15 protein-coding genes are annotated in these 15,769 nt (G+C 65.5%); 2 read left to right on the plus strand and 13 right to left on the minus strand.

The window, feature by feature from the left end:
• Positions 1-21 precede the first annotated feature (21 nt).
• From eccA to A5645_RS07255, 8 genes are all read right to left on the minus strand, one after another.
• Positions 22-1,854 (minus strand): type VII secretion AAA-ATPase EccA, encoded by a 1,833-nt coding sequence (gene eccA / locus A5645_RS07220; protein WP_065036566.1) that lies wholly within the window; start codon positions 1,852-1,854, stop codon positions 22-24.
• Positions 1,851-3,059 (minus strand): type VII secretion protein EccE, encoded by a 1,209-nt coding sequence (gene eccE, locus A5645_RS07225; RefSeq protein WP_065129045.1) that lies wholly within the window; start codon positions 3,057-3,059, stop codon positions 1,851-1,853. The genes eccA and eccE overlap by 4 nt, the downstream gene beginning before the upstream one ends.
• Positions 3,056-4,918 carry a type VII secretion-associated serine protease mycosin gene (mycP, locus tag A5645_RS07230; RefSeq protein WP_065129046.1) on the minus strand — a complete coding sequence of 621 codons (1,863 nt, stop codon included), beginning with the start codon at positions 4,916-4,918 and terminating at the stop codon, positions 3,056-3,058. Before mycP ends, eccE begins: the two co-directional genes overlap by 4 nt.
• Complete coding sequence (eccD, locus tag A5645_RS07235) at positions 4,896-6,407, minus strand: type VII secretion integral membrane protein EccD (protein ID WP_065036569.1); 1,512 nt, start codon at positions 6,405-6,407, stop codon at positions 4,896-4,898. Before eccD ends, mycP begins: the two co-directional genes overlap by 23 nt.
• A gap of 271 nt (positions 6,408-6,678) precedes the next feature.
• Entirely contained in the window at positions 6,679-7,581 is a 903-nt protein-coding gene (locus A5645_RS07240) for an ESX secretion-associated protein EspG (protein ID WP_065036570.1), read from the minus strand.
• A 102-nt stretch (positions 7,582-7,683) separates the two neighbouring features.
• Positions 7,684-7,968, minus strand: coding sequence for a WXG100 family type VII secretion target (locus tag A5645_RS07245; protein WP_036360337.1), 285 nt, complete (start codon positions 7,966-7,968; stop codon positions 7,684-7,686).
• A 50-nt stretch (positions 7,969-8,018) separates the two neighbouring features.
• Positions 8,019-8,315: a WXG100 family type VII secretion target gene (locus tag A5645_RS07250; RefSeq protein WP_065034164.1), complete on the minus strand. Its 297-nt coding sequence runs from the start codon at positions 8,313-8,315 to the stop codon at positions 8,019-8,021.
• Positions 8,316-8,640: 325 nt separating this feature from the next.
• Entirely contained in the window at positions 8,641-8,940 is a 300-nt protein-coding gene (locus A5645_RS07255) for a type VII secretion system ESX-5 target PE19 (RefSeq protein WP_036361188.1), read from the minus strand.
• A 607-nt stretch (positions 8,941-9,547) separates the two neighbouring features.
• On the opposite strand from A5645_RS07255, the gene A5645_RS07260 reads away from it, so the two are divergent.
• Entirely contained in the window at positions 9,548-10,597 is a 1,050-nt protein-coding gene (locus tag A5645_RS07260) for a class I SAM-dependent methyltransferase (RefSeq protein WP_065034163.1), read from the plus strand.
• Here A5645_RS07260 and A5645_RS07265 read toward each other — a convergent pair.
• The 5 genes from A5645_RS07265 to A5645_RS07285 all read right to left on the minus strand — a co-directional run bounded on the left by A5645_RS07265 (position 10,592) and on the right by A5645_RS07285 (position 14,419).
• Positions 10,592-10,915 carry a DUF732 domain-containing protein gene (locus A5645_RS07265; protein ID WP_065034162.1) on the minus strand — a complete coding sequence of 108 codons (324 nt, stop codon included), beginning with the start codon at positions 10,913-10,915 and terminating at the stop codon, positions 10,592-10,594. The two genes, A5645_RS07260 and A5645_RS07265, sit on opposite strands and share 6 nt — an antisense overlap.
• A 32-nt stretch (positions 10,916-10,947) precedes the next feature.
• Positions 10,948-12,177, minus strand: coding sequence for a PPE family protein (locus A5645_RS07270; RefSeq protein WP_065129048.1), 1,230 nt, complete (start codon positions 12,175-12,177; stop codon positions 10,948-10,950).
• A gap of 11 nt (positions 12,178-12,188) precedes the next feature.
• On the minus strand, positions 12,189-12,488 hold the full coding sequence (locus A5645_RS07275; protein ID WP_065034160.1) for a PE family protein: 300 nt from the start codon (positions 12,486-12,488) through the stop codon (positions 12,189-12,191).
• A gap of 130 nt (positions 12,489-12,618) precedes the next feature.
• Positions 12,619-13,857, minus strand: coding sequence for a PPE family protein (locus A5645_RS07280; RefSeq protein ID WP_065034170.1), 1,239 nt, complete (start codon positions 13,855-13,857; stop codon positions 12,619-12,621).
• A gap of 370 nt (positions 13,858-14,227) precedes the next feature.
• Complete coding sequence (locus A5645_RS07285) at positions 14,228-14,419, minus strand: ferredoxin (RefSeq protein ID WP_414467375.1); 192 nt, start codon at positions 14,417-14,419, stop codon at positions 14,228-14,230.
• A 160-nt stretch (positions 14,420-14,579) separates the two neighbouring features.
• Between A5645_RS07285 and A5645_RS07290 the strand changes: the two genes are divergently transcribed.
• A complete protein-coding gene (locus A5645_RS07290) occupies positions 14,580-15,755 on the plus strand; it encodes a cytochrome P450 (RefSeq protein WP_065129049.1) in 1,176 nt (391 codons plus the stop codon).
• Positions 15,756-15,769 lie beyond the last annotated feature (14 nt).

Genomic DNA, 15,769 nt, shown 5'->3' on the forward strand with positions numbered 1-15,769 from the left:
TTTGCCGGGCGCTTGGGGACGCTATTTGGTCTTCTTCTCCGCGACGGCGGCGCTGAGCCCCTCGGCGAGATCTTCGCGGGTCAGCTCACGGAATCGGCGCATCTGCGCTTCGCTGAATTCCATGGAATCGCTGTTGAGCACCGCGTCCAGGTCTTCGTCGTCGAGCCGGAAGCTGCGGTGGTCACGCGCCTTCTCCACCACGTTGCGGACGAAGCCGGCGTTGCCCAGCATGTCGATCCCGCGAATCAGATCTCCGTCCTCGGAGTAAGTCTCGTCGGAGTAGAACTTGGTGTAGGACGGCAACAGGATGGCAGCCTCGTGCTCGGTGATGACGTCCTCGTTCTCCCGGCCCATCAGGACCGTCAACGCGACGAGTTCCTCCGGTGTGTAACTGAAGAACTCGATGACGGTCGAAAACCGCCGCCGCAGGCCCTGGTTCACCTCGAGCATCTTTTCCATCGCCTTGGCGTAACCGGCGCCGAACACCACGAGCTCGTCGCGATGGTTCTCCATGTAGAGCAGCAGCGTGTTGATGATGGCGTTGCCGTACGGGTCGCCCTGCGAGTATCCCTTCTCGTGCAGCGTGTGCATCTCGTCGAAGAACACCGCACCGCCGAGCGCTCCTTCGAGCATCTCTTCGCAGTTCTTTTCCGCGTCGGCCATGTAGCGGCCCAGCAACTTGGTACGACTGGTCTCCACCACCAGCGGCTTGCGCAGCACCGTCAAGCCGCACAGCTGCTTGGTGAAAGCTCTTGCCACCGAAGTCTTTCCGGTCCCCGGTGGGCCCAGCAGCAGGGTGTGCCGCGACGTCACCGGAACCGGCAGCCCCATCTTGGCGCGCGCGAGGTTCACCTTCGTCGTCGACTTGATGAGCTTGATTTCCTTCTTGGCCTGCTCCATGCCGAGCATCGCGTTGAGCTCGGCATCACCCTCGGCCAGGTACTTCGCGGCCTCTTCGGCGTGCCGGGCGGCTTCGGCCTGCGCCCGGGTCGGTGCACTGTCCGGGTCCCACGGATCCGTGCGCGCCTCAATGGTTTCCGGGTCGGTCAGCACCAACCGGAAGTTGGGGTTGTCCAGTGCTTCGCGGGCGGGGGTGAACTTCGCGTCGCGGGAATACACCCGGCGCAGTAGTTCGACGGCCTCCTCTTCACGGCCCACGTGGCGCAGGCACATGCCCTGGGTGTACAGGGCGATGTTCGCCGCGCCGGGCACGCGGTCGCCTTCGATGGCTTCCTGCCCCCGCCGGAATGCTTCCTCGAACACCCCGAGGGAGGCCAGCGCCGTAGTGGCCATTGCCGCGCCCGCCGCCTTGAGTTCAGGGTGACGCCATGGCGTGGCTTCGGGGAACTGGGCCAGCACGTCGGGCCACCGCTTGGTGCGGAAGTAGAGCACCCCCCGCACGTAGCTGACCAGTTCCGAATCGAACGGGTGCCGGGGTTCGGTCGCGTCGAGCAGGTCCGCGGCCTCTTTGTACCGCTTGTTCTCCGCGAGCACCGCCGCGTAGGCGCAGGCCAGTGAGTCCACGCTGGTCACCGCCAGTCGCAGGAACAGTCCGTCGGAAACCTCCGGCCGGAACTGCAAGTCCGTCACGCCGAGGCGACGGGTCTCCCACCCGAAGGTCCGTACCGCCGCCCACGCGCCGGCGAGCACCTCGAGACTTTGGTCACCGGCGAGTATCCGCGCCAGCCAGGCGTCGCACATACCGGGATCCAGCGTGGTGGCGGTGGTGAACATCTGCGCCGCGACCTGCGGATTGTGGCTGGGCTGCAGCCCGTTGACGGAAATCCCGGATGCCAGAAGCCCGGCCACCATGGCGTTTCTGGCATCTTCGGCGGTCGACTGCGTGCGCGTCATTGTGTTGCTGCGCTGATGGCGTGCTCCGGTTCAGGACCCACTGGGAATTCCAGCTCGTCGTGGTCTCGTAAGTCGCGGCCCGGCACGACCAATGGCGAACGGGTGGACGGGGCGGGCAGACTGGCGCGCACCGCGGCCAGCTGGCGCCCGGTGAGCCGGTTGAGCCCGGCGGAAAGTTGCCTGGGCAGCCTGGATTCGCTGTGGTAGCGCACCCACGCCGACAGCCGCGGCCGTCCGTCGTGGGTAGCCAGGCGCAAAGTGAGCACGGTCGCGCCCACTTCGGGGGCGTCCGACAGCCACACGTCGGCCAGCGTCGCCGAGTCGATGTCCGTCGGCGTCACCCAGAAGCTGGTGACGAATCCGTTGAAGTGCTTGAGGTGGCGCCACCCCGGCCGGCTCCAGGTCGGCTCCAGGTCGGCAAGCACCGCGCTGTCCACCTCGGCGAGCTCATCGGCCGTCAACGGACGGGCGGCGCAGCTCTGCCCGTCGAGATCCTGGACCAACCGCTCGGTGGCCGCCACCATTGTCGAGGCCAGCGAATCGCGGCACACCACGGCCCCCACGTTGCGCAGCGGATTCATCCGCAACACCAGCCAGGTCCGCCGGCGGTTGCTGCCGGGCTGATCCCCGACCATCCCCCACTCTTCCGGCCCCCACTCCTCCAGCGAGGCCGAAGCCTTTGCGGCCGCCGCCCCGCCGCGTACCTGCACCGACACGATGTCGATGGCGTCGAGGTGAATGTCGAACTGGCGCAACCCGTCTGCGACCGCCGCAACCGGCAGTATCGGGGCCGACCCGGTGCGGTGCCGGTGCCGGCCGGACGGGTCGGCCTCGCCGCCGCCCACCTCGACGACCGTCACTAGCTGGCCGCGGTATTCCCGGACCCCGACCGTGTCGCGCCCGAAGCGTCGCTTGTAGTCGACGGCCGGCGTGCATCCGGCGCCCAGGGCGGTACCCGGGTCGGCGGACCAATCCCATAGCCAGTTGGCGACGCCGCTGGTGACCGTGATGCCGTGATAGGTGACCAGCGACAGCAGCGTCACCAGGACGGCGATACCGACGCCGACCCACCATGCGATCCGGTTCTCGCCCTGCCACGAGTCGGGAGCGTGGCTGGCGAGCACCAAGATCAGCACGTCAGCCAGAAACACCGCGGTCAAACGCGGCCATGACAATGCCAATCCGAGCTTCCGCTGTGCCTTCATTGCTGTTTCCGCGATCGTCGCATCAAAGTTGCTGTACCGAACACTGCTCCGCCTATCAATAGTGCCGCAGTCAGGCCCCCGGTAGCCACCCACACCGGCGTCATATTGCGCGGTGCGGGCGCCTTCGGCAGCGACAGCGGCGCCGAAAGTTGCTTGGGTGCCTCGGGCGGTCCCTTCGGGACATCCCAGGTCAATGCGGCTACCGGGTCAACCACACCGTATCCGACCTGGTTGTCCACCCCCCTCGCGGGCGGCCTGGCGGTGTGGATCAGGCGTTGCATGACCTGATAAGCCGACAAGTCGGGGAACTTGGCGCGCACCAGCGCGGCCACGCCCGAAACGATCGCCGCGGAGAAGCTGGTCCCGGCCGGAACCAGCAATGTGTTGTCCGGACCGTCGATCGCGTTGATCAGGCCGTCGTCGCGGGGCGAGAGTCCCATGACGTCGGTTCCCGGTGCCGACAACGACACCCAGGGCCCGGCGATGCTCATCTGCGACAGCGGCTGACCGTTGGTGTCGACCGCCCCGACCGTCAGCACGTAGTCGCTGAACCACGACGGCGTGACCACGGTGGTGACCGAATTCCACACCCGCGGGTCGTTGGGCGACAACGGGTCGAAGATTGGGTTCTGCTTGCAGTCCTTCTTGCTGTTGTCACCGGCCGCGGCCACGATCAGCGCGTTCTTGTCGACCGCGGCATAGTGCACCGCGGCGCCCAGGGCGCGTTGGTCGATGACGTTGCGAGCACTCATACAGGTCACGTCGGAGATGTTGATGATCGACGCGCCCATGTTGGCAGCATGCACGATCGCGCGCGCCATGGTCTGCACATTATCGATCTTGGCGGCCGTCTGCGGATCTTCGTCGCCGGTGTAGGCGTCCTTGAGGCCGAAGGCCTGGCTCGACTGCCGGATCGAGATCAGCTCGACATCGGGAGCCACCCCACTGAAGGCATCCGGTCCTGGTCCGGGCGGGGCCGGCAGTGGCGCCGCGGTGGGAGGCGCGGGCGCCGGCGATGACGACGAGGTCGCCGGGGCCGACGACGACGGCGCCGACGATGTAGCCGAGGTTGACGGCGTCGGCGATGTCGACGGCGTCGGTGCCAGCGGGCGCGGGTGGTCGACGGGTTGCACCCGGGCGCCGCCCGAGTAACCCGGAATCGTCACTGTGCCGCCGCCGCGGTTGCCGGACGGAGCCTGGCCGGGCCCCTGCGGCAGACCCGGACCCGGTGCCGGGCCGGGCCCGGCGCCCTCGCTCGGGGGCGGTGGCGCCGGAATCACCGTGATGGTTGGGCCGGGCACCGGTGACAACGTCACGGTCTGCGGTGGCGGCGGCTTCTCGGTCGTCGGCACGGTGACCGGCCGGCGCGGCGACGCCGGCGGGGGCGCGGCCCCGTTGGCGGGCGCGGCGCCGATCATCGAGGCGACCAGGGTGCCGTGGGCGTCGCAGTCCGACAGCCCGTCACCGCCGGCCATCACGTAGTCGCCGCCGGGGATCAGTCGCGGCAACCGCGGGTGTGGCGTCACGCCGGTGTCGATGATGGCGACCTTGATCCCCTCGCCGCGCCCGAATTGCCACGCCTCGTTGAGGTTGAGCATCTCCATGTACTTGGGTGGGACCTTGAAGTCCGTACCCGGCATGACCCCTACTTCGGTGCAGTAGGAGTTTTGCTTGGTCGGCGCGATGGGCCCCGGGGGGCTGTCAGGCGGCAACGCCCCCGGGTCGATCGCCGGAGGCGTGATCGCGTGCGCCGGTGGCATACCGGCCAGTGCACCAACTGTCAGCAGCATCGCGGCGACGGTCGCGCTGGTCGCGCGACCGCGCCACGATCGGCTGCTAACGGTATCGAATGGCTGCATAGACGTTCATCAACCACAATGCCAGCGGGAAGATCGGGATCAAGCAGATGTACTCGAGCCACTCTACGAACTTCCGGAACAGCGGGCTGTAGATCGTGTTCGGCACCACCGCTGCGGCCGTCATACCCGCCGCGGGAAGCAGCACCAGGATCGCGGCCGAAACCGACACCGCCAGCGGCGAAGCCAGCACAAACGCGTAGCGCACCAGTACCGCGGCGATGATGATCACGCCCGTGGCGGCCAGCGTGATGGCCTGCCAGCGGTCCACATAGGAGCGGCCGCGCAGCAGCAGGAAGCCGGCGGTGAAGCCCGCGAGGATCAGCGGCAGCCACCGCTCGCTGGCGTGCGGGTTGCACAGCGCGCTCAGGCAGATGACCACCAGGACGCCGAGTCCCACCAGCAGACCGCTCAGGAAGGAACGGGCCCGCTCGGCCTGCAGCAGCACGTCGCGGACCGAAGCTGGTCCTTCCAGGGTCGGCGGACCGCCCTCCGTGCGCACCACGGTGGTCGGCAGGTCAGGCCTGGCTTCGAATACCCACCGGCTGGTCGCCGACGGGAACACCGGCAACCGGATTCCGGCCAGGCGCCGGGACAGGGCCGGCGCGGCGTGGTAGAGGATGACGCTGGTCAGCAGGAGGCAGGCCAGCATGGTTACCGCGCTGGTGGCCGCGACCATGCGGGCCACGCTGGCGATCGTCGTCAGTGCGGTGATGGTGACCACCGCGGTGTAGATCGCCAGCCGGCGGCCGGTGAACTTCAGTGCCAGCGTCGCGGCGACCGCGAGGACTCCGAAGCCCAACACCGCGTTCGGGGACCCGACCGGACCGGGCGGCGCCGCGGCGGCCGCCACGGTGAGCGGCGCCAGCCCGCTCATCAGCAGGATGTCGGCGACACGGCGGTCGGCGTCATTCTTCGCGCGCATCAGCAGCAGCATGCTGACCGCCAGCACCAGCACGGCGATGATCGAGGTGAAGATCGTGGTCAACCACGAGTTGTGGTGCCAGCGCCACCAGCCGAGAACACCGGAGGCCAGTACCACGCCGGTGGCCACCATCGAGGCACCGACCTGGACGGCGACCACAGGGTCGATCGCGGCGAAACGCTTGCTGAGGTTGGCCGAGACCGCGGTCGAGATGTGCTCGATGACCTGCGAGCGGTGTTCGCCGTCCGGAATGAACCGGATCCAAAGGCGGTCACCGTCGTAGACGTCCTGCTCGGTCAGCGACTGCGTCGCGCGCAGCGGCGAGCCGTCCACCAGGCACAGCGCCCACCGGCCCCGCCCGGTCGCTTCCAGCGGAGTCTCACCGAGCTCTCGGAGCCGGCTGTTGACCACCTTGAGCAACGGGTCGGTCATCACCGAGACCGGGGCGTTGGCGTCCAGCAGAACGCCGATCTGCACACCCTCGCCGGCCATGATGCCGATGACAACGGCCCTGGGCGACGAAACGCCCTCAACGTCAGTCTGTGGCGCATCAGCTACTGCGGTCATCGTCCTGCACCCCCTGCCTTTGCAATCGTGCTAATGAGTGTCGGTAACGCGGGCGGCTGCATCGGTGTATTCACCGAGGCGCCGTAACCCTTTTGGAGTTGCGGCTGGACTGACTCCGATTTCATTTGCCTCGCCTCGCGGTCAATAGTTGTGGTTGACGTGTGGTTTTTCAGTTTTGGCAGCTTGCTCCAAAGCAGTATGCCGTGTTGGCATCCAGCTCGCATTTTATGTTCAAAAATGTTGTCGCACTGCGCGTCTCGTAACAGCGCTGTTAAACCCTGCTATGTGTTTTCCACTCGCCATACGGCAAAGTGTCCAAAACTGTCTTCACACCCACTTGCACGAGTTGCGGAGTGGCCGGGCAGATAGCCAGCCACGCTTCGCCTGAGCCGGCCGTGCGGGCCTGTTGGTAGAGAGCGATGCGCCCGCCGGACCCGTCCTTGAGGGACAAAACCGATGCGCTGGGGCCCTTAGCGTCGTCCCGGTACTGCCGGGCATACACGGCAACCTCGGCGGCGGGGTCGGACAGGGCCTGACCGAGCGCGGCCACCGTGGAGGCACTGATGCCCATACGTCGCAGATCGCCACCAGAAAAAACGTTGAAGCCCGATTCCTGCCACGACTTGGTGGCCTCGAGCATCTCCTCGAGCGGGACGTTGACGGCGTTGATCGCCGCCGGGTCCGCGTGGTGAATCGATTCGAGGCCGTCCATCACGAGAGCGGCAATGGAGGCGCTGTCGGAGACGGTGACGTCGTCCACCGTGATGTCGTTGCCGACACGGACCGCGGAAACCCAGTGCTGGCCACGCCGGGCCAGGACGACGCGGAACTCGTTGTCGGGGATGTCGCGGGAACCGGGAACCTGGTTCTCTTCCTCTACCACCCCGTAGAGCAGTTTGCCGCGGGACAGCAGAGCGACGACTTCGAGGTCAGGCGCGGCGAGCACTTTCATCCTGGCTGCCACATGCTCGTTGACCGTGTCGCCGACCACGATGCCCTGCTCGCGCATCACCGCCATACCGGGGTGCTCGTTGAGCCAGTCGTTGTTGTCGGTGGACACATAAGGCCGGCACCGAAGTTCGGGTGCCACGTGCCGAATGTCCAGCAATGCCTGAAGCATCCAGAAACCGTCTACGTTGACGGTGATGTCGGTGCGGGTGCTCTGTTGATCCATCCCTACCCTCTGTGGTCCTCAGTCATGCGATATCCAATTAACTGCAAGGCACGGCAGCACACCGTCTTGCTTGGTGTGCTGCCGCGCCCGCAGTTTCGGTTGTTAGGCCCAGCTGGAGCCGACGGCGCTGTCCGTCTGCGCCATGTTGCTGCCGGCGGACTGAACCTTCTGGCCGTGCTGGTTGGCCTGCTCGTAGATCACCTGGAAGTTGCGGCCCAACTGGGCGATGAACTCCTGGCAAGCCACGGAACCGGCGCCGCCCCAGAAGTCACCGGCAGCCAGCACATCGCGAACGATGGCCTGGTGCTCGGCCTCCAAGTTGGCGGCCTGGGCGCGGATGAGCGCACCGTGTGCGTCAACATCCCCGAACTGGTAATTGATGGTCATTGAAGTTTTCTCCTAACGTGAAAAAGCGTACGCAGCGAGTAGCTGGATGGCTAGCTGGACAGGATTTGCTGGGAGGCCTGCTCTTGCTGCTCGTAGTTGTTCGCGTCGCGGATCAGCCCGTCCCGCACCCCGTGCAGCATGTTGACAATGTTGCGGAAGGCCTGGTTCATCTGGCTCATGGTGTCCAGCGAGGTGGCCTGGGCCATACCGCTCCAGCCCGCACCGGCGATGTTCTGCGAGGACGCCCACATCCGACGAGCCTCGTCCTCAACGGTCTGGGCGTGGGTCTCGAAGCGGCCCGCCATGTCCCGCATGGCGTGCGGGTCGGTCATAAAACGCGTAGTCACGTGATAACTCCTTCTTCTGCTACTTGATGCCTTGATGTCTTTGAAAGACGCGATGGCCGATCGGCTGCAAGGTGCAACTACCGACCGGAGAAAATCGGACTGTCCTCCTTTTCCGTCAGCCGGTGGCCACCGGGCTTCGTAGCGGTCGGAAGGTTGTCGATCCCAGACCCCGTTGTCTGAGTGACGGCGAATGCAGGTGATCCGAAGCAACGGGCCCCGACCAAGCCGAAAACCTCGGACTCACCGCCAGGTGGGAAGGCGCCAAGAAATTCACGTCTGTGGCTTTCCGTCCCAAGTCTGTGCGATCTCGAACTGTCGGCGCTCGTCAGCCGGCCGCGGCCGCGTTGGCGGCTTCGGTCGCCGCGTACGAACCCGAACTGGTGGTCAAGGTGTTCACGAACATCTCGTGAATCGCGGCGGCCTGGGCGCTGACGGCTTGGTACATCTGCGCGTGCGCGGCGAACTGAGCCGCGGTCAGGGCCGACACCTCGTCAGCCGCGGCCGGGACCACACCGGTGGTCGGCGCCGCAGCGGCTGCGTTCTGTGCACTCATCGTGGTGCCGATACCTTGCAAGTTGCCGGCCGCGGCGGCAAGCGCCTCGGGCTGTGTGGTGACGAATGACATGCTGTTTCCTCCCTTAATCACCCCAACGTCCAGTCTCTGCCACAGAGAGTAGATGACTGTGTGGTGCACAGTCGCCTTCGATGCCTCCGGTTCGCATTTGTTCACTCGACGGCAATACGAATTCACCTGCTGTTACGACACATTAACAGCGTCACGGCGGGTTGGGAGGCCACTCGCAGCCAGTTCACAGGAGCAGCCTTCGCCGAAATCGTGCGGGCACTTGCGGTAGACCACCCATAGACCGCCGACCTGGGATTATGCGACCGAAGCCGCGAGCTTGCCGGGTACCTCTATATCTGTGCCTATATCTGCGCCGTGACACGAGGCGTGTCCGGCGAGATTCTGGGCCGCCCCCTTGCCTTGCCCGGACGGGCCGGACGGTCCGCCCCGCCTGCCGGCCGGGCGCGATGTGTACATGCCCTGTTCACGGGCCGGCCATTCCCTGGCGGTGGCGGCTGATCTACTTTCGTCTCCTAGATGTCGTCGGCGGCCACGTGTCCGTGCCGGCGCGCCGAAGTCGAGCCGGTCTGGCGCCGCCGGCAACAGAGCCCCTACGCATCGACTCGCGGCGGTGCTTCGGGTGGATGCGGTCAGGTAGAGGAGTCTGATGGAGGATCCGTCGACCGGTTCGTTCGACCCGGCCACATTGCGCGACGCGATGGCCCGGCGTTTGTACCGCCGATCCGTCGCCGGGGGCCATATCACCGTTCCGGCGGTGCCGGCCATGATCGACGAGTACGTCGAGATCTGTAACCACATCTTTGCCAGTGTCGGTGCCCGGCAGACCCCCGCCGAAGCGGCTCAACTCAGGCAGATGCTCGAATCGGAACTGGCCAGGGCCTACGCCGCCTCACAGCGCTCCCAGATCGTCATCTCCTACCATGCGCCCTTCGGCATCGGCATCAATTATCGCGTCAAGGCCGAGTGGCTGGCGGTGGCCGACGACTACGACTCCTGGGTCGGCAACCGGGAAGGGTCGCTGTTCGGAACCGAAGCCGATGCGCGGGTGCTGGCCCTTGCCGATGAGGCACTCGATCCACGCAACTACCGCGTGCTTGACCTCGGCGCGGGAACCGGCCGAAACGCCCTGGCGCTGGCCCGCCGCGGCCATCCGGTGGACGCGGTAGAGATGACTCCGAAGTTCGCTCAGATAATCCGTAGGGAAGCTGAGCGGGAATCACTTGACGTCCAGGTGATTGAGAGCGATGCCTTCGACACCATGAATGGCGTTCGATCCGACTATCAACTGATCGTGGCCTCCGAGGTGTTGCCGGAATTCCGCACCGTCGAAGAACTGCGCGGCGTATTCGAGCTCGCCGCCGACTGTTTGGATGCCGGCGGACATTTGATCGTCAATGCATTCCTGCCGCGCCCGGGCTACGTCCCCGACGACGCTGCCCTCGAACTCGGACAGCAGTGCAACTCGATGATCTTCACTGACGAGCAGATGACAGGCGCGACCGCGAACCTGCCGCTTGAGCTCGTGGCTGACGACCCGGTCGTCGATTACGAGAAAGCCCATCTGCCGCAAGGCACTTGGCCGCCGACGGTGTGGTTCGCCAGTTGGGCAAAGGGCCTAGACGTGTTCGACGTGGAACCCGAGGAGTCGCCGATCGAGTTGCGCTGGCTCATCTATCGGAGAGCGGCGACCTCATGAGGTCGCCGATTCCTCGGGAGCGTATTGCGGGCAGTAGATCTCGATGGCGGCGCCCACGAAATATCCGGAGTGGTAGGCAGGCATGGAACTGCTGTTCAGCACGTCGGCCGCTACCTGCGCGGGCGTCATGCCCTGGTCCAGCCTTGTGCACACCATCCGGGCCGCCTCGATAGCGTGGCTGGGCGAGATGTGGTCGCTGATGCCCTCGGTCTGCAGCACGGCAATGAATTTGTTGTCTTTTGTGTCGGCGTGGGCGGTGGCCGCTGCCCCCAGCGGAGCGAGCAATGCCACTGCAGCGACGAACATCCGGGTGATCAATTCGGTCTCCTTCGGTAGCTGGTTGGTAGGTGTTATCCGGCGGGCAGCGGGCGTGGCATGACGGTGGGTTTGAACCCGTAGCGGGGACCGGCGCCGGGCCCGCGACCGTTGCCGGCGCCGACGACGGGCATGCCGTTCAGGACATTCCCGCTGCCACTTGCGTGCTCGCCGGCGACGATTGGCTCGCTGATCATCTGCACCGCGGGACGCACTGACGGCGCCGCCGCACTGGCCCCGGGCCACGATGCTGGGACGGCGAGGTGTCCAATGTGGGCTCCGTTGCCCAACCCCGCGGCGACCTGACCGCCCGCGGCACCGACCGCCCCGCTGATCGGCGGTATCGGAACGGAGGGAGTCGCCGCGGCAGCCGGGGCTGACAATAGGCCGGCCGACTTGGCCACCTGCACGAACGAGTTGCCCATTCCGACGCTGAAGTAGGGCAGACCTTCGGTGTTGTAGAAAAAGCTGGCGTAGTTGTTGTAGCCGGTCATGAATGTTCCGAGGTTGTTCGGCAGGGTCGTCTGCCCGGACAGTAGGAACCAGATCTCGGTCAGCAGCGGGTTGCCGTTCCCCAACTGCTGCACCAAGTTGGCGGTGCCGGTCGGCGTCGCGAGCTGGCCCAGCGAGTTGGTGATCTGGTTGAGGAACCCCTGCACGCTGTTCTGGATCGAGGCGGCCGGTGCGGCCTGCGCCGCTGCGACCGCGGCGGCCTGGGTGGTGCTGCCGGCGGGATTGACGATCGTCGGTGCCTCGGTGAAGGTGGTCAACCTGCTGGCGGTCTGCGAGGCCGCCGCGTAATTCAGCATGGTGGAGGCGTTTTGGGCCCACATCTCGGCGTACTGCGCTTCCAGCTGAGCGATCACGCTGTTGTTGAGGCCGAGAATGTTTGTCTGCAAGGCTTGCGCCAAACTGGCACGGTTCGCCGCTACGAGCGGCGGCGGCACCACCCCGGCGAAGGCGGCCTCGAACGCGGCCGCGGCCGCTCGCGCCTGGGTGGCGGCATGCTCGGCCAGGCCGGCGGTGCCGGTCAGCCACGCCACGTACGGCTGAGCCGCTTGCGCCATCATCGCCGAAGCGGGGCCTAGCCATTCCTCGCTGGCCAGTTGCATCAGCACCGTGTCGTAGCCCTGGGCCGTGGACGTCAGTTCGGCGGCAAGCGCATTCCACGACGAAGCGGCGGCCATAAAGGATGCCGCCCCAGGACCCGAGTACATCATCGCCGAGGTGACTTCGGGCGGCAGCGCCGCAAGATCGGCTGGCATCTGTTGACTCCTTAGCTGGCCGCGGCGGCGTTGGCCGCCTCGGTCGCCGCATAAGACCCCGAGCTGACACTCAAAGTGTTGACGAACATTTCGTGGATCGATTGCGCCTGAGCGCTGACGGCCTGATACGTCTGGGCGTGCGCGATGAACTGCGCCGCGGTCAGGACCGACACCTCGTCAGCGGCGGCCGGAACGATACCCGTTGTGGGCGCGACCGCCGCCGCATTCTGCGAACCCATTGCCGAGCCTATTCCTTGCAACGTGCCAGCAGCCGCCGCCAGCGCCTCGGGATGTGTAGTGACGTAGGACATCCGCTTTCCTCCCTAATTGCTCTGCAGCGCAACGGATCCCATACCGTCACGCCCTTTGTGATATGTCGATGACGCATCGTTGCGCCCCTTGGCTTGAATCGTCTTATCGCACCGCGGTATTGGCACGGCGTCATCCCGCTGAAGGTGGTCGAGCCAGAACGCTGTATCGGAAGCCGTAGCGGATGCCCATGTTCGCGCCCCGCTGCCTGCTACGCGCACCGAGCGGAACGCCGGGAGCGTTTACCGTGTTGGCCGGGCCGGCGTCGGCGGTTGCAGCGGTGAATTTGATGCTTACCAGCTTCGTGTCCGCTCCCCCGGCCCCTGCCACCGAGCCGGGTGCGTTGCCCCAGGCCGCCGGAACCGATAGCGCGCCAACCTTGCTGCCCGAGCCGACACTTGCCGACAGGCCGAGACCCGAATGGAAATGCCAACCGCCGACGCCCAATGCGGCGAACTGCGGTGTCGGATACCAGGCACCGCTGGCACCGGCGGTGGTACCGAGACCGTTGAACAGCTGCTGTCCGATCTGGCTGCCGAAGGAACCTACCCCGACGGCGAAGTAGGCCTGCAGCGTCTGCTTGATCACCGCGGTGTAACTGGCCGGGGTTATCGCCGTGAAGTTGTTGGCCGGAGTGGGCAACCCGAACATCAGGAAGTCCTGGATCGTATTCCAGATGAAATTGGGTTGGCTGGCCGCGACCGGGGCCGTCCCGAGTTGCTGTAGCGCCTGCGGTACCGCCGCGGCGGAGACCAGCTGGTGAGCGATCGTCTGAGCGACGTCGCCACTGTGGGTGCCAGCGGCCTGACTGACCGCGGCGGCCTGTTGAGGCAGCGCATCGGGGGTAGTGCTGTTCGGCGGCGAGACAAACCGGTGCAACTCCGTGGCGGTAGCCGACGAGGCCGCATACCCGTACATCGCAGCGGCGTCCTGTGCCCACATCTCCAGGTATGAAGCTTCGGTCGCGGCGATCGCCGGGGTGTTCTGCCCGAGAATGTTGGTTGCGATCAACGTCCCCAACAGCACCCTGTTGGCCGCGATCACCGGCGGCGGCACGGTCATCGCGAACACCGTTTCGTAGGCGGCTGCGGCCGCCCGGGCCTGGATAGCGGTTTGCTCGGCCTGAGTGGCCGCTGCGCTGAGCCAGCTCACGTACGGCAAAACCGCCGACAGCATCGACTGCGATGCCGGACCGACCCATGGTGCGTTCGTCAGCTCGTTGACCACCACGGTGTAACCCGTTGCCGCAGCATCCATCTCACTTGCGACGCCATCCCACGCCGAAGCGGCGGAAAGCATCGGGCCGGGACCGGGGCCGCTGTATATCCGTCCCGAATTTATCTCGGGAGGCAACGCTCCGAAGTCCAACACCACCCCTCCTCAACCGACCCCAAGCGGCAGTCTCGACTGCCGATACCGCGCGAGCCAGGCACGCTGGTTGCTCCGATTCCTTCACTTCGGTGACCCGAACCATTGCCGGGCGTCCCGACGCGCCCCGGGCGGTTACCGCGGAGCAACAAGCGGCCCTATACCATCAGCGAGCAACTTTGGACCGCTGTTCATATGGAACTCTAAGGGTTGGCTAGGCGGTCGGACGCCGATGATGCCAACTATTCATTCCTCGAAAACCTTTGTTCAGCCGTCGTTAATTTTGACGTTGCAAAGGTTGCTGAAAACGCGTAGAGACGACGAAATCCGTTCTGGCACAACGTATAACGATGGTGAACAGGGCAGGGATTATTCAGTCTTCCTGCAAAATCAGCGCCATTTCGGGGCAGGACGCGACACCGTCTCGGGTCAATTGTTCATCTTCGGGACGCACCTGGCGCGCCTGAAGAATCGAGTAGCCTGACTCGTCGATTGGGAAGAGCTGTGGATCGACCGCGTAGCACTGAGCGTGTCCGACGCACTTCGAGCGTTCGACGCGAACCATCACTTGCGGTGTGCTCCTTCCGCCGTTCCGGCCGCATCGGGCCGGTGGGGTGGTACGTAGCGTAGCCCGCGGTCCGCATGCCATATTGTGCTGGGCCAGTAGGGTTGCGCTGCTTCGGTATCCGGCAGTGGCATTGAAGCAGAGGGAAGAGCTTGAGCGCATGAGCACCCCTGACGAGGGCCAGGGCAAATTTCATCTGCCACGGTTGGATTACTCGGCATTGCCGTTCACCCAGGACCGGGGCGTCGGTTGGAAGACGCTGCGCGATGCGGGGCCCGTGGTCTTCATGAACGGTTACTACTACCTGACTCGACGGGCGGACGTGCTTGCGGCGCTGCGCAATCCGAAGGTCTTTTCCTCGACTGTGCTACAGCCGCCCGGTGATCCGCTGCCGGTGCTGCCGCTCGCGTTCGATCCGCCGCAGCACACCCACTACCGCAAGATCCTGCAGCCCTATTTCAGCCCGTACGCGCTGGCCAAGTCGCAACCGATGCTGCAGCGCCACGCCACCGAGATGATCGCTGCCCTCGCCGCCCGCGGCGAATGCGAGGTGATGGCCGATTTCGCGCGGCTGTACCCCTACCAAGTGTTCCTGGACCTCTACGGACTGCCGATCCAGGATCGGGACCGTCTGATCGGTTGGAAAGACGCCATCGTCGGAGACAAACCGTTCCTCACCATCGCCGAGCTGGGAGCCGGACAGGTCGAGCTGTTCGAATACCTCAAAGATGCAGTGCAGCAACGTCGGCAAAATCCCGGTTCGGATATGTTGTCGGCGTTGATGACGGGCGAGGGTGACCTCACCGACATCGAATTGCTGGGTATGAGCCACCTGCTGATCCTGGCGGGACTCGACACGGTGACGGCGATTATCGGGTTCTGCCTGTTCGAGCTGGCCCGCAGGCCTCAGTTACGGTCAGAGCTCCGCGAAAACCAAAGGCAGATCAGAGTGTTCATCGAGGAGGTCATTCGGCTGGAGCCGCCGGCGCCGGTGGCGCCTCGGATTGTCACCGAGTTCGTCCAGGTCGGCGGGATGACACTTCCGCCGGGTTCGCAAGTGCGGTTGTGTATGGCCGCGGTCAACCGCGACGGCAGCGACGAATGGTCGACCGATGAGTTGGTGATGGACGGCAAGGTGCACCGGCACTGGGGATTCGGCGGCGGGCCGCATCGCTGCCTCGGTTCGCACCTGGCACGCATCGAGCTGACGGTGGTAATCGCCGAATGGCTACGCCAGATTCCCGATTTCGATTTGCCGCCGGACTACGCGCCCGACATCGTGTTTCCGTCTAAATCGTTCGCGCTCAAGACATTACCGCTGCGCTGGGGCACATAAGACAACCCCAGCGC

The organism is Mycobacterium asiaticum, from assembly GCF_001673635.1.
GTDB classification, from domain to species: Bacteria; Actinomycetota; Actinomycetes; order Mycobacteriales; family Mycobacteriaceae; genus Mycobacterium; species Mycobacterium asiaticum_C.